Genomic DNA, 17328 nt, shown 5'->3' on the forward strand with positions numbered 1-17328 from the left:
CGGGGGTCCGCGCGGCGCGGGGGGGGGCCCCCCCACCACCCTCCCGGCCCCCCCGCGGGGGGGGGGGGGGCCGCCCCCCCCGCTTCTCGTTGTGCGGGAGCACGTCGTGCCGCAACGCGACCGGACCCGGCGCCGGCACCGGGCGCCGGAGCCGGCACCGGGCGGCGGCCGCCGCGCCGACTCCGCGAGCGACCGAGCGCACCCGGCGCTCAGCCCCCGAGCGCCTCCGTCAGCAGCGCCACCATGGCGTCGAGCTGGATGTCGCCCGAGTCGGCGATCTCCTCGTCCGACCCGTCGAGCGCGCGGGCGGCCAGGGACGCCTTCGAGTCGATGAGCTCGGCGATCTTGGTGTCGATCGTCTGCGCCGCGATGATCCGCCACGCGGTGACGGGCTCTTCCTGCCCGATGCGGTGCACGCGGTCGATCGCCTGCGTCTGCTCCGCCGAGGTCCACGACAGCTCGGCGAGCACGACGTTCGACGACACCTGCAGGTTCAGGCCGACGCCGGCGGCGGTGAGCGAGCACACGATGACGGCGACGTCGGGGTCGTTCACGAACGCGTCGATCTCGGCCGTGCGCTGTGCGGGCGTCTGGTCACCGCGGACGGTGGCGGTCTTGAGGTGCCGACGGGCGAAGACCTCCTCGGCCTGGTCCATCACGTCGAGGTGCTTGGCGAAGAAGACCACCTTGCCGACGTTCGAGGCGAGCTGCGCCGCGTAGTCCGCCGCCAGCTGCGCCTTGGCACGACCGATCCGCCGCACCATCGAGAACACGTTCTCGCCGGTCGACGAGGCGTCCTGGTCCTCGAGCTCCCACCGCGCGACCTGGCGGACGAGCTTGTGGTCGATGCCGACGACCGGGTCCTGCCCCGTGCGGGCGTCGAGCGCCTGGTGGTACCGACGGACCAGCTTCGCGGTGAGCTCGCGCTCGGCGTCGCGGATGGAGCGGCCCTCGTCGCCGTCGAGCTCGACCGGGATGTCGGCGATCCGTCGCGCGGGGATGTCGGCGGCGACGTCGACCTTGCGGCGGCGGACGATGCCCTGGTCGATGACGGCCTTGCGGGCCTCGACGAAGAAGCCGGGGTCGGCCGGGGTGAGCCCGATGTCCTCGAGCTCGTTCATGAGCGTCGCGCGGGGCTTCTTGTCGTCGATCCAGCCGAGGAACTCCCAGATGGTGCGGAAGTCCTCGACCGAGTTGATCAGCGGGGTACCGGTCAGCGCCAGGAACAGCGGCGACGACACCCGCGCACGGATCTGCTCGGCGAGCTGCAGCACGAACCGGGAGCGCTGCGACTCCTTGTTCTTGATGAAGTGGGCCTCGTCGACGACCATGCCCTTGAAGCCGAAGGCCCCGAGCCAGCCGGCGTGCCGGTCGAGGATCTCGTAGTTCACGATGACGATGTCGGCGAAGCCGTCCAGGTCGTCCCCGTCGCCGTGGATGACGGTGGCGGTGCGGTTCGGCACCCAGCGCTCGGCCTCGCGTGCCCAGTTGGTCTTCACGACGTTGGGCACGACCACGAGCAGCGGGAAGGCGTTCGCGGCGTCGGCGGCGAGCAGCGACTGCGCGGTCTTGCCGAGGCCGGGCTCGTCCGCGAGCAGGAACGTGCGGTGTCCCTGCGCCGCGGCGGCGACGAGCTCCGCCTGGTGCTTCATCAGCGTGGTGCCGGACCGCGAGTGCAGCGAGGTCGGCTCCGGCAACGGCATCGACGCCGCGCCACCGCCGGCGCCGTACTCGAACGACTTGAACAGCGGACCGAACAGCTCCCAGTTCGCCAGGCGACGCGGGTGGGCGACGGGCTGGTCGGCGAGGGCGAAGTCGGGCGCCAAGAAGGGGTTGGCCAGCTGGCGCTGCACGACCGCCTGCGGCACGACCGAGCGCACCGGGGCGTCGACCACCGGGGACGGCTCGGCCGCGATGACGAGGTCCTCGGGCTGCAGCTCCATGCCGCCGGCGATCATCATGTCGCGCTTGACCGTGCGGGTCGCCTCGCTGACCGAGGCCTCCTCGGTCAGCAGCTGGATCACGCTGGTGTCCCGCGCGGCGGTCTTCGCCAGGATCGTGGCGACACCGTCGAGACGCTTGAGCTGCTCGGCGCGCTGCGCGTCGGTGAGCTCCGGGTCGGCCTTGACCCGTGCGCGCTCCTCGCGCATCAGCAGCGCGACCGCCTGGAACTTCGACCGGTTGGACGCCTTCAGCGGTCCGCGCTGCGCCGCCGCCTCCACCTCGCGCACCGCGCGGGCGAGCACCGGGATGACGCCGTCGTTGTCCAGCGGGCGGGTACGGCGCGACGCGGTCCGCGTCCCGCCGGCTGCTCGCCGGGTGCCTGATCGAGCCAACGCTCCTCCTGTTCCGCCCGTTCTCCACGGGCGAGCCGCCGTCGTGGCGGGAAGTCCTCGACCGGCGTCTGGCACGACCCCGGTCCGCGGGCCACCCTGGCCCGCTCGTGCGCCGGTCCCGCCGTGGGACGTCCGGTGGACTCCCGCGGTCCGTGCGGCCGGCACCCCTCGGGTGCTCGACACGACGATCCGCGCCGGGACCCGGCGCCGTCGCACGCACGTGGTGCCCGTCGGACGCCCACGGATCCGGTCCCCACGTCGGTCAAGTGACCGACTGCCACGTCCGGAAACGACGCGGCACGCGACGACACGGTGCGTGCTGGGCTCAGTTTACTCCCGCACCCCCGACGGAGGCGACTCGACGGGACCCGCGCGCGTCGCGCCTCCCGTCCGACCGCGCGGTGGACGGGACGCCACGACGGCCGGGAGGCACTGCCCACCACCACCGCGCGGCCGGCGACCGTCCGACGGCCGGGTCAGACCTGCGGTGCCGACCGCGGACGGAGGGTGCCGGCCGACGGCACCGCCGGCGCCGCCTCGGCGAGCGCCGCACGCGTCGCCGCCAGCAGCTGCTGCGCCGTCCGGATGCCGTTCTCGGACCCGGTCGTCGCCTGCCCACCGGCGTGCGCGAGGAGCTGCGCGCCGATCGCCGGACCGATGCGGTCGGCCTCGGCCGGATTCCGGGCGACCCAGTCGCGGGCGACCGCGTCGGCGAGCCGCTCCGCCGCTGCCCCGCGCTCGGCGTCCCCACGGGACCGGTGCCACAGGCCGGTGACGACCAGGTGCGCGACGACCGCACCCACGTCGCGGACCGGGAACCCCCAGCCCGCCGTGTCGATGTCGAGCAGGCCGGAGATGCGCCACGGCTCGTCCTCGTCGACGAAGACCTGCTCGAGGTGCAGGTCGCCGTGCACCACCTGCTTGGGGGCGGCCCCCCAACCGATGGACCGCCGCCCGATGCCGTCGTAGAGCTCGTCGATCTCGGCCGCGTCCTGCGGCAGGGCGGCGACGAGCGTGCGCCGGTGCCAGTCGGCGTGGTCCATCGCGTCCGCGCGGGCCTGCTGCGTCATCGGCACCGTCGCGATCCGGCCGGTCAGGGCGGCGAGGGAGGCGACGAACCGCGGGTCGTCGGCGATCTCGGTGATGCGGCTGCCCGCGGGCACCCCGCGGATGCGCTCGAGCACGAGCAGGCCGTCGCCCCGGCTCGACAGCACCCGCGGGACCGGCAGCCCGGCGGCGACGAACTGCTCGTGGGTCTCGACGATCGGCGCGACGCGGTGCGGGCGGACGATCTTCAGGAACAGCACGCGCTCCGGGGCGTCCACGCGCACGACCGCGCGCTTGCCCGGACGGTAGGCGGCGACCGACAGCGTCGGGTCGGTGACCGGCAGGCCGAGGCCGGCGAGGAGCTCGGCGACGGCGTCGCGGTACGTCACCTGCGGCAGCACCGGGAGGCCCGGGTCGTTCGGGTAGGCCCAGACCGAGACCGGCTCGCCCGTGGCGGGGTCGGTGACGACGGCGCTGTTCTGGTCGTGGGCGCCACCCGTGTCGACGTAGGTCAGGACGGTGGCGCGCTGACCGGCCCGGTCGACGGTGTCGACCTCGTAGCCGTACAGGTAGCCGTTGCCCGACGGCTCGACCGAGTGGGCGCGCGCGGCGACCACGGAGGTCCCGGAGCCGGCGAAGGCCTGCGGGATGATGCGCTCGTGGTTGGGCCACACGTGACCAGTCAACCGTGCCGCGGCGGTTTCGTCGCCATCGTGCACGGCTCGGCGTGCGGCTGGTGGCTACCGTGGTCGTCGTGAACCCGGTCGCGCGCCTCCGCAGTTCCAGCCGCACACCGTTCCTGCAGGTCGTGAAGACCGCGGTCGCGGTGGTCGCGGCGGTCCTGCTCTGCCGTGCGCTCATCGACGGGCCGTTCCCGACCTTCGCCGCGATCGCCGCGCTGCTCGTCGTGCAGCCGAGCATCAACCAGTCGTTCGTGAAGGGCCTCGAGCGCAGCGCCGGCGTGGTGCTCGGCGTCGTGCTGGCGACCGCCTTCCACCTGGTCTTCGGTGACGGCGTCTGGGTCGTGCTCGTCGTCATCGTGCTGGCGATCCTGCTGAGCTGGGCACTCCGTCTGACCCCGACGTCGGCAACCCAGGTGGGCATCAGCGGCATGCTCGTGCTCACCGCGGGGGTCGTCACGCCGAACTACTCGGCCGACCGGGTCCTCGAGACCGTCGTCGGCGCCGTCGTCGCACTCGCGGTGAACGCCGTGATCGTGCCGCCCGTGCTCCTCGAACCGGCGCACCTCGCGGTCGCCCGACTGGCCCGGGACACCGCCGCCGCGTTCGAACGGATCGCGATCGGCCTCACCGAGGGCTGGGACGCCGAGCGGTGGGACGAGGCCCTGCGCCAGGCGCGGGCCCTCCGGCAGCAGCACGCCCGCGCCGAGGCCTCGCTCACCGCGGCGGGCGAGTCGCTGACGATGAACCCCCGTGGTGGCCGACACCGAACGATCCTGCAGCGGGACACGACGGTCGCGGAGCACCTGCGCGTCCTGGTCACACGGGTCACCGGGATGACCCGGGCGATCCGCGACAACACGGCGCCGGACCTCCGGTCGGACCCGGTGGTGGGGAGCATCGCGACCGAGGTCGCCCGCATCGGGGCGGACGTCCGAGCACTGAGCGCACGGGTCGAGGCGACGCGGCTGCACCACGCGGAGCGCGACGGCTTCACGGGCACCGCCGCCGACGACACGACGGCCGCGGAGCCCGCGCTGACGGCGCCGCTCGAGGTCGTCCGGCCGAACTCGCGGCACTGGGTGCTCATCGGCGCCCTGCTCGAGGACATCCGACGGGTGCGGGAGGAGCTGCTCGGCGAGGACGACTGAGGTCCGCGCGGCGCGCGGCGTCAGGCCGTGGCGCGGTGTGCGGCGTGACCGGACGCCGCCGGGTGTGCGGCGTCCGCGGCGGGAGCGAGCGTGGGCGATCCCCCGCCCACTGCTGCCGGCTCGGACGCGGCGGCCGGTTCGACGGCAGTCGACTCGACGGCAGTCCGTTCGACCTCGGTCGGCTCCACCGCGGCCGCTGCCTCGACGGCCGTGAGGACGAGTCGGTCCCACAGCGCCGTCCCCGACTCGTGCTCGTCGGAGCGGACCCCCTCGAAGCCCTGGATGGTCGCGACCGCGCGATCGGCGCCGGCCTCGTACGCCGCACGGCTCGCGACGTCCGGCACCGCGCTCAGCAGCTCCGCGACGACCCGCTCGCGGCGGGCGTCCTCCAGCTCGCCGAGCACGTCGATGCCGTGCCGTGCCGCCTCGAGCTCCGCGTGCAACCGGACGATGGCCGGGTGGACGCTGTCGTCCGGACGGTACGGACGGTTCTCCTGATCCTGCATGGTGCCCCCTCGGGACACTGCGTCGGGTACGCCGTGTCCGCTGCGGAGCCTAGCAACGCGCTGCTCGCGAGGCCGATACCCCCCTCTGCGGGACGGACCGTTCTGCCCTCGTCCGGGTGGCGTGGCGGGGTCACTGTGACGAGATTCAGCCTCTTCCCACCCGGAACCGCCCACGGACCGCCGTTCCCTGCCACGATGGGGGCCGAGGAGGTCGATCATGCGCCTGTTGGTGGTCGAGGACGACGACGAGATGCGCGCGCTCATGGAGCGTGGGCTCGCGGCAGAGGGGTACCGCGTCACGGCGGTCGAGAACGGTGTCGAGGCGCTCATCGCCCTCGGCGAGCAGGCCTTCGACCTCGCGGTCGTCGACGTCATGATGCCGGGCATGTCCGGCTTCGAGCTCGCCCGCCGGATCCGCGAGCGGGAGGACCCCGTGCGCATCCTGCTCGTCACCGCACGTGACGCCGTCGACGACCGGGTCTTCGGACTCGACGCGGGTGCGGACGACTACCTCACGAAGCCCTTCGCGTTCGCCGAGCTGACCGCCCGCCTCCGCGCGCTCGGTCGCCGCGAGTCGGCTGCCGGGCAGCGGGTCATCGAGGTCGGCGACGTCGCCATCGACTCCGAGGCCCGACGGGTGTCGATCAAGGGGCAGCGCGTCGCCGTCAGCCCGACCGAGTTCGCCCTGCTCCGGCTGCTCGCCCGGTCGGTCGGGACCGTCGTCGACCGCCCGAAGATCCTCGAGGAGGTCTGGGACGGCTCGCAGCACGTGGACCCGAACGTCGTCGAGCAGTACATCTCGTACCTCCGCAAGAAGCTGACCTCGCACGAGGCGACGGTCGCCATCGCGACGGTCCGGGGCCGCGGCTACCGGCTCGACCTGCTCGGGGCGTGACCGGGTCGGCACCCACGACCGGGACGGTCCGCGGCGGACGCGGCCTGCCCCGGCCGCTCCGGGTGCTCTCGCTCCGCGCCCGCATCACGATCGGCTCGACGGCGATCGCGGCGGTCGTGATCCTGCTGCTCGTGCTCGTCATGCGCTTCCAGGTCGTCAGCGTCGTCGCGAGCGCCACCCGCACCCTGCTCGACGCCGACGTCGACCCGTACGTGGCGACGCTGGAGGTCGACAGCGACCCGGACCTGTCCGCACCGGGCAACGCCCAGCTCGTCGCCGTCGTGGCCCCGTCGGGCCAGATCCGGCTGTCGACCATGCCGCCCCGGGTCGAGCGGGCGCTCGGCAGCCTGACGTCGACCGAGTCGGGCACGTCGCTCATCACCGTCTCCGGGTCCGAGTACCGCGTCGTCATCGAGCACCCGGTCAACGCCGCCGGACGCTGGACCGTCGTCGCCGCACGCAACTCGCAGGCCGAGGCGATCGTGGTCGACGACCTCACCACCACGCTGTCGCTCACCGGCCTCGCGATCCTCATCGCCTTCGGCATCGCGTCGTGGGCGCTCGCCACCGCGGCGCTCCGCCCGGTGAACCGGATGCGCCGCGAGGCCGAACGGCTCTCCGTCGCCCCCGAGCGCGCCGAGCTGCCGGTCGGTCCGGCGCAGGACGAACTGGCCTCGCTCGCCACCACGCTGAACGCCTTCCTCGCACGCACCCGCCAGGTGACCGAACGCGAGCGTCAGATGGTCTCCGACGCCAGCCACGAGCTGCGCACGCCCCTCGCGATCCTCACCACCCAGCTCGACCTGGCGTCGCTCGACGGCGACGACGCTGCGGCGCTCGCGGCGCACATCGACCGCGCCAAGCGGAGCGTCGCCCGGCTCTCGCGGCTCGCGAACGACCTGCTCACGCTGTCGCGCATCGAGGACGCGGAGGAACGCGAGCAGGACGGCGCGCAGCCGACCACCGCCTGGAGCGACCTGGGCGACGAGGTCATGGCCGCCGTCGACCGGGTGCGCCTCATCGCCTCGGCGAAGGACATCACGGTGGACTTCGACCTCGAACGGACCCCGGACCCGGTCGGAGCGGCGGAACCACGCTTCCGCCTCGACACCGGTGGCATGGCGCAGCTCGTCACCAACACGGCGAGCAACGCGGTCGCCGCACTCCCCCGTGGTGGTGGCGTCTTCGTGTCGTGGCGGGTCGAGGGCGACGAGGGTGTCCTGCAGGTGACCGACGACGGACCCGGTGTCCCGGAGTCGTTCATCCCCGTCGCGTTCGACCGATTCACCCGGCCGGACGAGGCCCGGACGTCGCGCCGCGACCCGGACCCGGCGACGGGCGGGGTGCCGGTGCCGGGCGGCTCGGGCCTCGGGCTCGCGATCGTGCGCGCGATCGCGGAACGGTCGGGAGGAACGGCTGCCCTCCGCAACGTCCGGTCCGGTGGCCTCGAGGTCACCGTGCGCATCCCCGTGGTGCGCGAGCAGACCGCGTCCTGACGGTCATTGGAAGTCCCGCGACCGGGTCCGCACCGCCAGCGGCAGGTGCTCGATCCGGTCCGCCACCAGGTTCACCACGCCGTCCGGCGACCGCTCGAGGATCCCCCGCACCACCACGGCCGGCGACTCCCGTGCCACCCGCCGGTACCGTCCCCACACGCCGACGCTGCAGATGACGTTCACCAGCCCGGTCTCGTCCTCGACGTTCAGGAACGTGATGCCCGACGCCGTCGCCGGGCGTTGCCGGTGCGTCACGATGCCGCCCACCTCGACCCGTCGTCCGGTCTCCGCCGTCGCGGTGTCCTGCACGCTGAGCACCCCGCGGGCGCGCAGTCGCGGGCGGACGTGGTGGACCGGGTGGTCGTCGGTCGACATGCCCGTCGACCACATGTCCGCGATCAGGACGTCCCCGCTCGTCATCTGCCCGAACAGCGGCGGCTGCACGGTGACCTGGGTGTCGGGCAGCTGGTCGGGTCGTTCCGCAGCCGCCTGCGCCGCCGACCACATGCCGCTGCGCCGGTCGATCCCGAGCCCGGCGAAGGCGTCCGCTGCGGCCAGGGCCTCGAGCTGCGCGGTCGTCAGCCGGACACGACGGGCCAGGTCGGACATGTCCGTGAAGGGCCCGTGCGCCGCCCGCTCCGCGACGATCGCCTCGGCGCTCCGCCGGCCGAGCGAGGCGACCTCGGCCAGGCCCAGGCGGACGGCGAAGGCCCCGTCGCGTCGGTGCTCCGCGGTGTCGTCGGGCAGCGAGCCGTCGAACGGCAGCACGGGCGGCTGCTCCCCGGCCAGGCAGGCGTCGGCCCCGGTCGCACCGCTCTCGGCGTCGGGCAGGGGCTCCAGCGTCGCGTCGACCGCCGAGCGCAGGATGTCCGGCCGCAGCACCCGCACCCCGTGCCGCCGGGCGTCGGCGACCAGGGTCTGCGGTGAGTAGAACCCCATCGGCTGTGCCCGGAGCAACGCCGCCAGGAACGCCCCCGGGTAGTGCAGCCGCATCCAGGCGCTGGCGTAGACGATGAGCGCGAAGCTGATCGAGTGGCTCTCCGCGAACCCGAAGTTCGCGAACGCCTGGATCTTGGCGTAGATCGTGTCGGCGTCCTCGCCGTGGATGTCGTTCGCCGCCATCCCCGCGTAGAGCTTCTCGCGCAGCCGCTCGATCTTCTCGAGGCCACGCTTCGAGCCCATCGCCCGGCGGAGCAGGTCGGCGTCGTCCCCGGAGCACCCGCCGACGGCGATGGCCATCTGCATGAGCTGCTCCTGGAAGAGCGGGACCCCGAGCGTCCGCTCGAGCACGGGTTCGAGCGACGGGTGGATGTACGTGATCGGTTCCTCGCCCGTCCGACGACGGATGTACGGGTGCACGGCACCGCCCTGGATCGGACCGGGACGCACGAGCGCGACCTCGATCACCAGGTCGTAGAACCGCCGGGGCAGCAGCCGCGGGAGGGTGCCCATCTGTGCGCGGGACTCCACCTGGAACACCCCGATCGTGTCCGCGCGGCAGAGCTGGTCGTAGACGCCCTGCTCCTCCTTCGGGATCGAGTGCATGTCCCAGCGCTCCCCGCAGTGTTCGTCGGCCAGGTCGAACGAGTACTGCAGCGCCGCGAGCATCCCGAGCCCGAGCATGTCGAACTTCACGAGCCCCATGAAGGCGCAGTCGTCCTTGTCCCACTGCAGCACGGTCCGGCCGTCCATGCGGGCGTGCTCGATGGGCACGACCTCACCGACGGGCCGGTCGGTGAGCACCATGCCCCCGGAGTGGATGCCGAGGTGCCGTGGGAACCCGAGCACCTGCTGGGCCATGTCGACCACGGTGTCCGGGATGTCGTGGTCCTGGCTCTCGGTGACCGACCCCCACCGCTCGACCTGCTTCGACCAGGCGTCCTGCTGCCCGGGGCTGTGCCCGAGCGCCTTCGCCATGTCCCGCACGGCGCCCTTCGGCCGGTAGGTGATGACGTTCGCGACCTGCGCCGCGTTGAACCGTCCGTACTTCTCGTAGACGTACTGGATCACCTCCTCGCGCCGGTCCGAGTCGAAGTCGACGTCGATGTCGGGCTCCTCGTCGCGCATCGCCGACAGGAACCGCTCGAACGGCAGTCCGTACCGGATGGAGTCGACCGCGGTGATCTCGAGCAGGTAGCAGACGGCCGAGTTCGCCGCCGAGCCGCGCCCCTGGCACAGGATGCCCCGCTGCCGGGCGTACTGCACCATGTCCCGCACGATCAGGAAGTACCCCGGGAAGTCCTTGTCCGCGATGACGGACAGCTCCCGCTCGATGCGCTCGCGCTTCTGCGGGTCGACACCGTCGGCGCTGCCCGGGTAGAACCGACGGGCGCCCTGCCAGGTGAGCTCGCGCAGCCACGACATCGTCGTGTGCCCCTCGGGGACCTCGACGTCGGGCAGCCCGGGCTTGGCGGTCCGGAGCCGGAACCCGAGCTCGTCGGCCAGGTCGACGCTCGTCTCGACGGCGCCCGGCCAGCGCGCGAAGCGCGCGGCCATCTCGGCACCGGACCGCAGGTGGGCGGTCGGGGCCGCCGGCAACCAGCCGTCGATCTCGTCGAGGCTCCGCCGTGCCCGCACGGCCGCCAGCGCGGTCGCCACGGGGAAGCGGTCGGGGGTCGCGTAGTGCACGTTCCCGGTCGCCACGACGGGGAGTCCGTGCCGTGCCGCGAGCGTCGCGAGGACGTCGTTCCTGGCGGTGTCGAGCGGTTCCCCGTGGTCGGTCAGCTCGACGACCACCCCGGCCGTGCCGAACCGGTCGAGCAGCGCACGCAGGGCCTCGTCCGCCGCCGACTCGCCCCCGCGCTCGAGGGCCTGGCGGACGGTGCCCTTCCGGCAGCCCGTGAGGACCCGCCAGTGCCCGTCGGCCTGCGCCGCGAGCTCGTCGAGGTCGTACTGCGGCCGCCCCTTCTCGGCCCCGGCTGCCAGGTTCGCCCGCGTGACGGCCGCGGCGAGCCGGTGGTAGCCGTCCTGCCCGTCGGCGAGCAGCAGCAGGTGTGTGCCCTCCGGGTCGGGGACGCCGTTCTGCGGTTCGGTCAGCCCGAGGGACAGCTCGGTGCCGTACACGGTCGTCACGGTCGGGTACGCCTCGGCCACCTCCGCCATCCGGGCAGCCCCGTAGAACCCGTCGTGGTCCGTCAGCGCCAGGCCGTGCAGGTGCAGGCGTGCAGCTTCCTCGACCAGGTGCTCCGGACCGCTGGCGCCGTCGAGGAAGCTGAAGGTCGAGTGCGCGTGCAGCTCGGCGTACGGCACGACCGGGGCGTCGTCGTCGGCGGCGGGGGTCGGCGGGACGTACCGGGACCGCTTCCGCGACCAGGCCGGGCTGTCCCCGCCGTCGCCGGCGTGCGCACTGTCCGGCCGCTTGTCCGACAGGGCGCGTTCGAACTGCGACCACGGGATCGGTGGGTTGCTGTAGCCCATCAGGTCTCCTTCACGTCGCGACCGCCTCGGCCCACCACCGGTGGTCGGCGAGCACCAGGTACCAGGCCCGGCCGTCGTCGTCGACGACCTGCAGCCGGTGCAGTCGCCGCCCGCCGGCCTCCCACCAGCGCACGACGAGCGGCCACGGCCCCGCCCACGCGGTCACGGACGCGAACCGGCCGCCCCGCTCGCCCTCGGCCCGGAACCGCTCCGGCACCGCGGTCAGTGCGCCGCGGCCGTCGACGTCGACGGTGTCACCCCCCGCAGCGACGACGTCCACCGGACGGGGTCGCTCGAGCACGGTCGCGGGTGGCGGCCCCGGGAGCCTGCCGGGCCACGGCCGGTCGCGGACGGTCGCCAACGCCCGCTCGCCGCCGACCGGGGCGTCGCCCCACGGCACGAGCACGACGCGCTCGGCCAGCGTGCGGCCCCCGCCGATCCGCGGGGTGACCACGCCCTCGTGCCCGACGAGCCCCTGCACCCGGGCGAGGGCGTGGTGCACCCGTTCGTCGGGTCCGGTCCCCCAGAGCCCACGCTCGTGGTTCGACGCGTCGTCGACCGCGACCGGCTCGAGCACCACCTGGACCACGGGCGCCTCGAGCCCGGAGGGGTCCACGCCGCCGGCGAGCTGCCAGCGCACGCGGTCGACGACGTCGGCGGCGTCGAACCAGCGCGGGTGCACCCAGGTCCGTTCGAGCAGGAGGTCGCGCTCGTCGACGATGCCCACCCGGATCGTGGTCGCGACGAGTCCGGCCGCGCGCAGCCGTGCGGCGAAGTCGTCGGCCGAACGGCGGAAGGCGAACGCCACCTGGTCGGCGCGGTCGAGCGGTGGTTCGAAGGACGCCTCGACCCGGAGCTCCGGCGGGACCGCCCGCGCTGCGACCTCGCGCGGGTCGCGACCGCCCGCCAGCCGGTGCAGGAACGCCCCGGCGACACCGAACCGGTCGCGCACCTGCTCGTCGCCGAGCGCGGCGAAGTCACCGAGCGTGGCGATGCCGAGCCTCCCGAGCACCATCGCCAGGTCCGGGTCGCCGAGCACGCCGAGCGGCAGGTCCGCCAGGAACAGGGCCGAACCGCCGACCGGCACGATGCGCACCCGCTCCCCCGGGCGCACGGGACGCGACCGCGCTGCCTGTTCCGCCGCGAACGGGGTGTCCGCCACCCCGGCACGCACACCGGGCGCACCGTGGTCGGCGGCGATCCCGGCCAGCGTCGCCGCGGCCGCCCGCTCGCCGCCGTAGTAGCGCGCAGGCCCCCGGGAGCGCAGGGCGATCGTCCCCGGTCGCAGGACCTCGACCCCGGGGACCGCTTCCTCGATCGCACGGATGACGGGTTCGAACGCGCGGTGGTCGAGTGCGTCGTCGTAGGGCTCGACCACGAGTTCCGGGCAGCGCGCCTGGGCCTCGCGCACGCGGAGGCCCCGCACCACCCCCTGCTGCCGGGCACTGGCCGAGCTGGCGAACACCACCCCCTTCGCCACCAGGGCGAACGGGTGCTCGGGCGGCGACCCCGCGGCCCGGGCGGCGGCGATCACCGGCCAGTCCGGGCACCAGAGCACGATCGTGCGCGCAGGCGGTGGTTCCGGCAGGGCGCCGCCACGGGCCAGGGCATCGGCACGCACGGCCCCCGGCCCCGGCACCCCGGCGCCGGCGGTCCCCCTGGTCGTGCCGCGCGGCGAGGCGGCACGGGCCCGTCCTCGCGAGCTCACGACGCCACCGCGACCGGGCGGAGCACCCGGGAGTCCCCGGCACCGTCGGCGGCCGCGATGCCGACGCCGCCCGGAGCGCCCGTGTCCGTCCCACCGGCCCGGGCGACCAGGGGCGCGGCGGGTCGCACCGCACCGTCCGCCGCCGGGAGCAGCAGGTCGGCGCTGACGGGTCGACCTGCTCCCGCGCGGCCGGACGCCGTCACCGTGGCACGCCGCTCCGCCAGGTACCCGTGGCCGTCGCCGATGCCGGTCCACACCGAGCCGCTCACCCGCAGCGTGACGTCGGCGCCCGGCCAGGTGCCGAGGGCGACGAGCGCTCCACCGCGCTGCCGCAGCCGCGCGGACAGCCGCGAGACGTCGCCGGGCACGACCCGGCCGAGCGGTCGCGTCAGGACGATCTGCGCCACGTCGGCGAGGGCTGCGGTCACCGTGAGCCACTGGTCGCCCGGATCGGGCACGAGCACGAGTCGTTCGAGGTCGATGCCCATCGCCGCCGCCGCCTCGACCCCGAAGGACGGCACACCGACCACGGCGCACCATGCTCCCTCGGCCGAGGCCGCCTGCAGCATGGTCATCGCGAGCAGCACGGACTCCTGCACGGCGTAGGAGCCACCGACCCGGATCGCGCCACCGGGCAGCAGCGACCGCAGGGCGTCGGCGGTGGGGAGCCCCTGGACGTCGACGCGGGGTGCTTCCATCTCGGACACTCGGGAGCGCAGCGACGTGATGCGTTCGAGCGCCGCCCGGGCGTCCCCCAGGTGGTCGACGCGCCGGGTCGGTCGGGACGCCCCGGAGCGGCCCCCGGGGCGAGCGGGACCGTCGGGCCCGGTCGCCCCCTCGGGCCCGGGCGACAGGAGTGCCGCCGCCGTCTGCATGCCCTCATATTCGAACATGTGTTCGATGATGTCAACCGGTTCCGACATCCGGTGGACAACGACTTCGAACACCCGTTCGACATGCCCGACCGGTGCCGGGACGCGGTCCCGACCCGCGCCCGGGCACCCTGCTCACCAGCGGGCCGAGACCCCCAGTGCTCCGAACACCGACCGGGTCTTCGTCTCGACCTCGTCCGCCTCGTCCGACGCAACCGACGACCACGTCACCGCGCCTCCGGCCCCGAACGTCCGGACGCGTTCCGCTCCCCGGTCGTCCAGCACCGTCACCAGTGTGCGGATGGCCACCGACAGGTCGACCGCACCGTCCGCGGAGAAGTAGCCAACGACCCCCGAGTACACGCCCCGCGGTGCCCCCTCGAGCCGGTCCGCGATCGCCATCGCGCTGATCTTCGGCGCCCCGGTCATCGATCCCGGCGGGAACGCAGCGCGCACGAGCGCTGCACGGGACGCCCCGGCCGGCAGCACGGCGGACACCGTCGACACGAGCTGGTGCACGGTCGCGTAGGTCTCGACGTCGCAGAGCCGCTCGACGTGCACCGACCCGGGCACCGCCGAGCGGAGCAGGTCGTTCCGCAGCAGGTCGACGATCATGACGTTCTCGGCGCGGTCCTTCGGGCTCGCCGCGAGCGCCGCGCGCGCCGTGGCGTCACGTCGCGGGTCCGGGTCACGCGGCCGCGTGCCCTTGATCGGCTCGGCGACGACCGTGCCGTCGGCACCGACCCGCAGGAACCGCTCCGGCGAGCGGCTCGCGACCCGCAGCGTGCCGAGTCGCAGGTAGGCACCGAACGGGACGGGGTCCGCCCGCCGCAGTCGCAGGTACTCGACCAGGTGCGGGTCCGTGGCGGGCGCGGGCAGGGCCTCCCGTCCGGATGCACCGACCGCGAAGGCGGTCGTGAGGCACACCTGGAACGCGTTCCCCTCACGGATCTCGGCGCGGCACGCCTCGACCGCTGCCTCGTACGCGTCGCGGGACACGCGCCCGTCCGCACCGGCCTGGAGGCCCGTGGTGCCGTCCGTCGCGTCGACGGACGGCCGCCCCGTGTGCGGCCCCGCGAGCCACGCCCGGTTCGCCGCACTGGCCGTCGGTTCGTCGTCGGTCACCAGGGCGAGCGCCCAGGCACGACCGTCGGCGTGCACGACGAGCGCGCGGTCCACGAAGCGCAGGTCGGCGTCCGCGTGTGCCGCGGCGCGGTCGGGGCCGCCGGACTCGCGACCGAGCTCGTACCCGAGGAACCCGACCCAGCCGAGCGCGAACCCGCAGCCCGGCACGGGGGCCTCGAGCGCCGGGGTCCGGGTCAGCAGGTCGTCGAGCACGGTGAAGGCGGCACGCGCCTCGGTGCGGGACGGCCCGAACCACCGCTGCGCAGCGGACGGGACCTCGAGCACCGCGTGTCGGTCCTCGTGCCGGAACCGCGTCGCGAACGGCCCGTCCGTGTGGGCGAGGACCGACCACCGGGCGCGTCCACGAGCGGCCTCCGGCGCACCCTCGGGCAGCCCGGAGTCGAGCCAGACGACGTCGGAGCCGGTGGCAGCCGCCAGCGCACCGAGGTCCGGGGCGACGTCGAGGCGACGCGCGAGGACCCGCGCTCGGGTCAGACCGCGGCGATCGTCCACGAGGCGGCGTGCGCGGCACCGGGTGCGAGCACGACGAGCCCGGACTCCTCGCCAGCGTTGAAGGCGTCCGGCGCGCAGGTCATCGGTTCGACCGCGAGGCCGACGCGGTGGTACTCCGGCACGACGTGGTCAGCGGTGTGCACCTGCGCCCAGCCGCACTCCGGCCCGAAGGACACCCGGACCCCGTGGCCGTCCGCCGCGGTGAGCACGATCGTCGCCAGCCCGTCGCCGTTCCGGTCGAACCCGGTGAACGCGTGGTCGATGAAACGGTCGCCGATCGCGGTCGCGGTGCGCAGGTCGAACTCGTCGTGCACGGGGGCGGTGCCGGTCGGCACGAGACGGTCCTCGGTGACCTCGAGCACCTCGGCGGCGGGCAGGGTGAGGGTCCAGTCGTCGACGCGACCGGCGCCGGCGACGAGGTACGGGTGCGGCCCGGTCCCCCACGGTGCCGCGTCCCCACCGGTGTTCGTCCCGGTGACGGTCGTGTGCAGCCCGTCGGCGTCGACGCGGTACTCGACGAGCACCTCGACGCGGTACGGGTACCCCTCCTGCGCGGGGACGGTCGTGGCGAGCACGGCACGGTCGGGCTCGTGGGCCACGATGCGGAAGTCGGTCCAGGCGACGAGGCCGTGCAGCGCGTGGTGCCGCTTCGGTTCGGTCAGGGCGAGCTCGTGGTCCTGTCCGCCGAAGGTGTACCGGCCGTCGACGACCCGGTTCGGCCACGGAGCCAGGACGGCGCCGCGGAAGGCCGGACGGACCTCGTCGGCGGCGAACGGGACGACCAGGTCGCGTCCGTCGGCGCGGAGTGTCCGGAGCGACGCCCCGACCGAGGCGATCTCGGCGGTGTACCCGCCGGCGGTGATCGTCAGGGCGGACCCGGACAGCGGGGATCCGGCCAGGTGAGGACCGGTCGGCTGGGAACCGGCCACGGGGGCGACGTTGCTCATGCGCAACAGCGTACTGGGGTGCGGCGGCCCGGAACGACGAAGCCCCGCCGGGGGTCCGGCGGGGCTTCGTCGTGTTCTTCGGTGGATCTGAGGGGACTCGAACCCCTGACCCCCTGCATGCCATGCAGGTGCGCTACCAGCTGCGCCACAGACCCAGATCGTGTTGCTCCGTGCCCCCGTTCCCGGCGGCACCATGAAAGCGTACACCACGCGAACGCCGGGTGACGAAATCGTCTCCGCCACCCGGGCGCGTCGCGACTACGCCGTGTGGTCGACGGGCAGTTCGAGCGGGATCGTCGGGCAGTCCGACCAGAGGCGCTCGAGCGAGTAGTACTGACGGTCTTCCTCGTGGAAGACGTGCACGACGATGTCGCCGAAGTCGATGAGGACCCAGCGGCCCTCGGTCCGGCCCTCGCGTCGGAGCGGCTTGGCGCCGGCAGCGATCAGACGGTCCTCGACCTCGTCCGCGATGGCGAGCACGTTGCGCTCGTTCCGGCCGGTCGCGAGCAGGAACACGTCGGTGAGCTGCAGCGGCCCGGTCACGTCGAGGGCGACGAGGTCTTCGGCCTGCTTCGCGTCGGCCGCCTGGGCGGCGATCTGCACGAGTTCCAGTGCGCGTGAGGAGGCGGTCACGG

The 17328-nt window shown here is 74.1% G+C and carries 12 protein-coding genes and 1 tRNA gene; 3 read left to right on the plus strand and 10 right to left on the minus strand.

The window, feature by feature from the left end; translation table 11 throughout:
• Nucleotides 1-209: 209 nt before the first annotated feature.
• Both JOD95_RS04210 and JOD95_RS04215 read right to left on the minus strand, forming a co-directional pair.
• Nucleotides 210-2336, minus strand: a complete 2127-nt coding sequence (locus tag JOD95_RS04210) for a DEAD/DEAH box helicase (protein ID WP_066653205.1) — start codon at nt 2334-2336, stop codon at nt 210-212.
• A 476-nt stretch (nt 2337-2812) separates the two neighbouring features.
• A complete protein-coding gene (locus tag JOD95_RS04215) occupies nt 2813-4057 on the minus strand; it encodes a phosphotransferase enzyme family protein (protein WP_209683419.1) in 1245 nt (414 codons plus the stop codon).
• Nucleotides 4058-4137: 80 nt separating this feature from the next.
• On the opposite strand from JOD95_RS04215, the gene JOD95_RS04220 reads away from it, so the two are divergent.
• Complete coding sequence (locus JOD95_RS04220) at nt 4138-5214, plus strand: aromatic acid exporter family protein (protein ID WP_081985243.1); 1077 nt, start codon at nt 4138-4140, stop codon at nt 5212-5214.
• A 20-nt stretch (nt 5215-5234) separates the two neighbouring features.
• Here the strand turns inward: JOD95_RS04220 and JOD95_RS04225 are convergent, their stop codons facing one another.
• Nucleotides 5235-5720: a hypothetical protein gene (locus tag JOD95_RS04225; RefSeq protein WP_066653198.1), complete on the minus strand. Its 486-nt coding sequence runs from the start codon at nt 5718-5720 to the stop codon at nt 5235-5237.
• 217 nt (nt 5721-5937) lie between these two features.
• Between JOD95_RS04225 and JOD95_RS04230 the strand changes: the two genes are divergently transcribed.
• On the plus strand, nt 5938-6615 hold the full coding sequence (locus JOD95_RS04230) for a response regulator transcription factor (RefSeq protein ID WP_066653196.1): 678 nt from the start codon (nt 5938-5940) through the stop codon (nt 6613-6615).
• The gene (locus tag JOD95_RS04235; protein ID WP_066653193.1) at nt 6612-8111 is read left to right on the plus strand and encodes a cell wall metabolism sensor histidine kinase WalK; all 1500 of its coding nucleotides are present in this window, start codon (nt 6612-6614) and stop codon (nt 8109-8111) included. The genes JOD95_RS04230 and JOD95_RS04235 overlap by 4 nt, the downstream gene beginning before the upstream one ends.
• A gap of 3 nt (nt 8112-8114) precedes the next feature.
• Here the strand turns inward: JOD95_RS04235 and JOD95_RS04240 are convergent, their stop codons facing one another.
• From JOD95_RS04240 to rsfS, 7 genes are all read right to left on the minus strand, one after another.
• Entirely contained in the window at nt 8115-11528 is a 3414-nt protein-coding gene (locus JOD95_RS04240; protein ID WP_066653192.1) for an error-prone DNA polymerase, read from the minus strand.
• Between the two features lie 10 nt (nt 11529-11538).
• Nucleotides 11539-13149, minus strand: coding sequence for a DNA polymerase Y family protein (locus JOD95_RS04245; RefSeq protein ID WP_235426605.1), 1611 nt, complete (start codon nt 13147-13149; stop codon nt 11539-11541).
• An 83-nt stretch (nt 13150-13232) separates the two neighbouring features.
• Nucleotides 13233-14129: a hypothetical protein gene (locus JOD95_RS04250; protein ID WP_144411256.1), complete on the minus strand. Its 897-nt coding sequence runs from the start codon at nt 14127-14129 to the stop codon at nt 13233-13235.
• A gap of 114 nt (nt 14130-14243) precedes the next feature.
• Complete coding sequence (locus JOD95_RS04255) at nt 14244-15746, minus strand: anthranilate synthase component I family protein (RefSeq protein WP_066653186.1); 1503 nt, start codon at nt 15744-15746, stop codon at nt 14244-14246.
• Nucleotides 15725-16693: an aldose 1-epimerase family protein gene (locus tag JOD95_RS04260; RefSeq protein WP_209683421.1), complete on the minus strand. Its 969-nt coding sequence runs from the start codon at nt 16691-16693 to the stop codon at nt 15725-15727. The genes JOD95_RS04255 and JOD95_RS04260 overlap by 22 nt, the downstream gene beginning before the upstream one ends.
• 82 nt (nt 16694-16775) lie before the next feature.
• Nucleotides 16776-16848 (minus strand) — tRNA-Ala (locus tag JOD95_RS04265).
• A gap of 103 nt (nt 16849-16951) precedes the next feature.
• A complete protein-coding gene (gene rsfS / locus JOD95_RS04270; RefSeq protein WP_066653181.1) occupies nt 16952-17326 on the minus strand; it encodes a ribosome silencing factor in 375 nt (124 codons plus the stop codon).
• Nucleotides 17327-17328: the final 2 nt, after the last annotated feature.

Origin of the sequence: Curtobacterium sp. 1310, assembly GCF_017834105.1 — a bacterium.
Lineage (GTDB): Bacteria > Actinomycetota > Actinomycetes > Actinomycetales > Microbacteriaceae > Curtobacterium.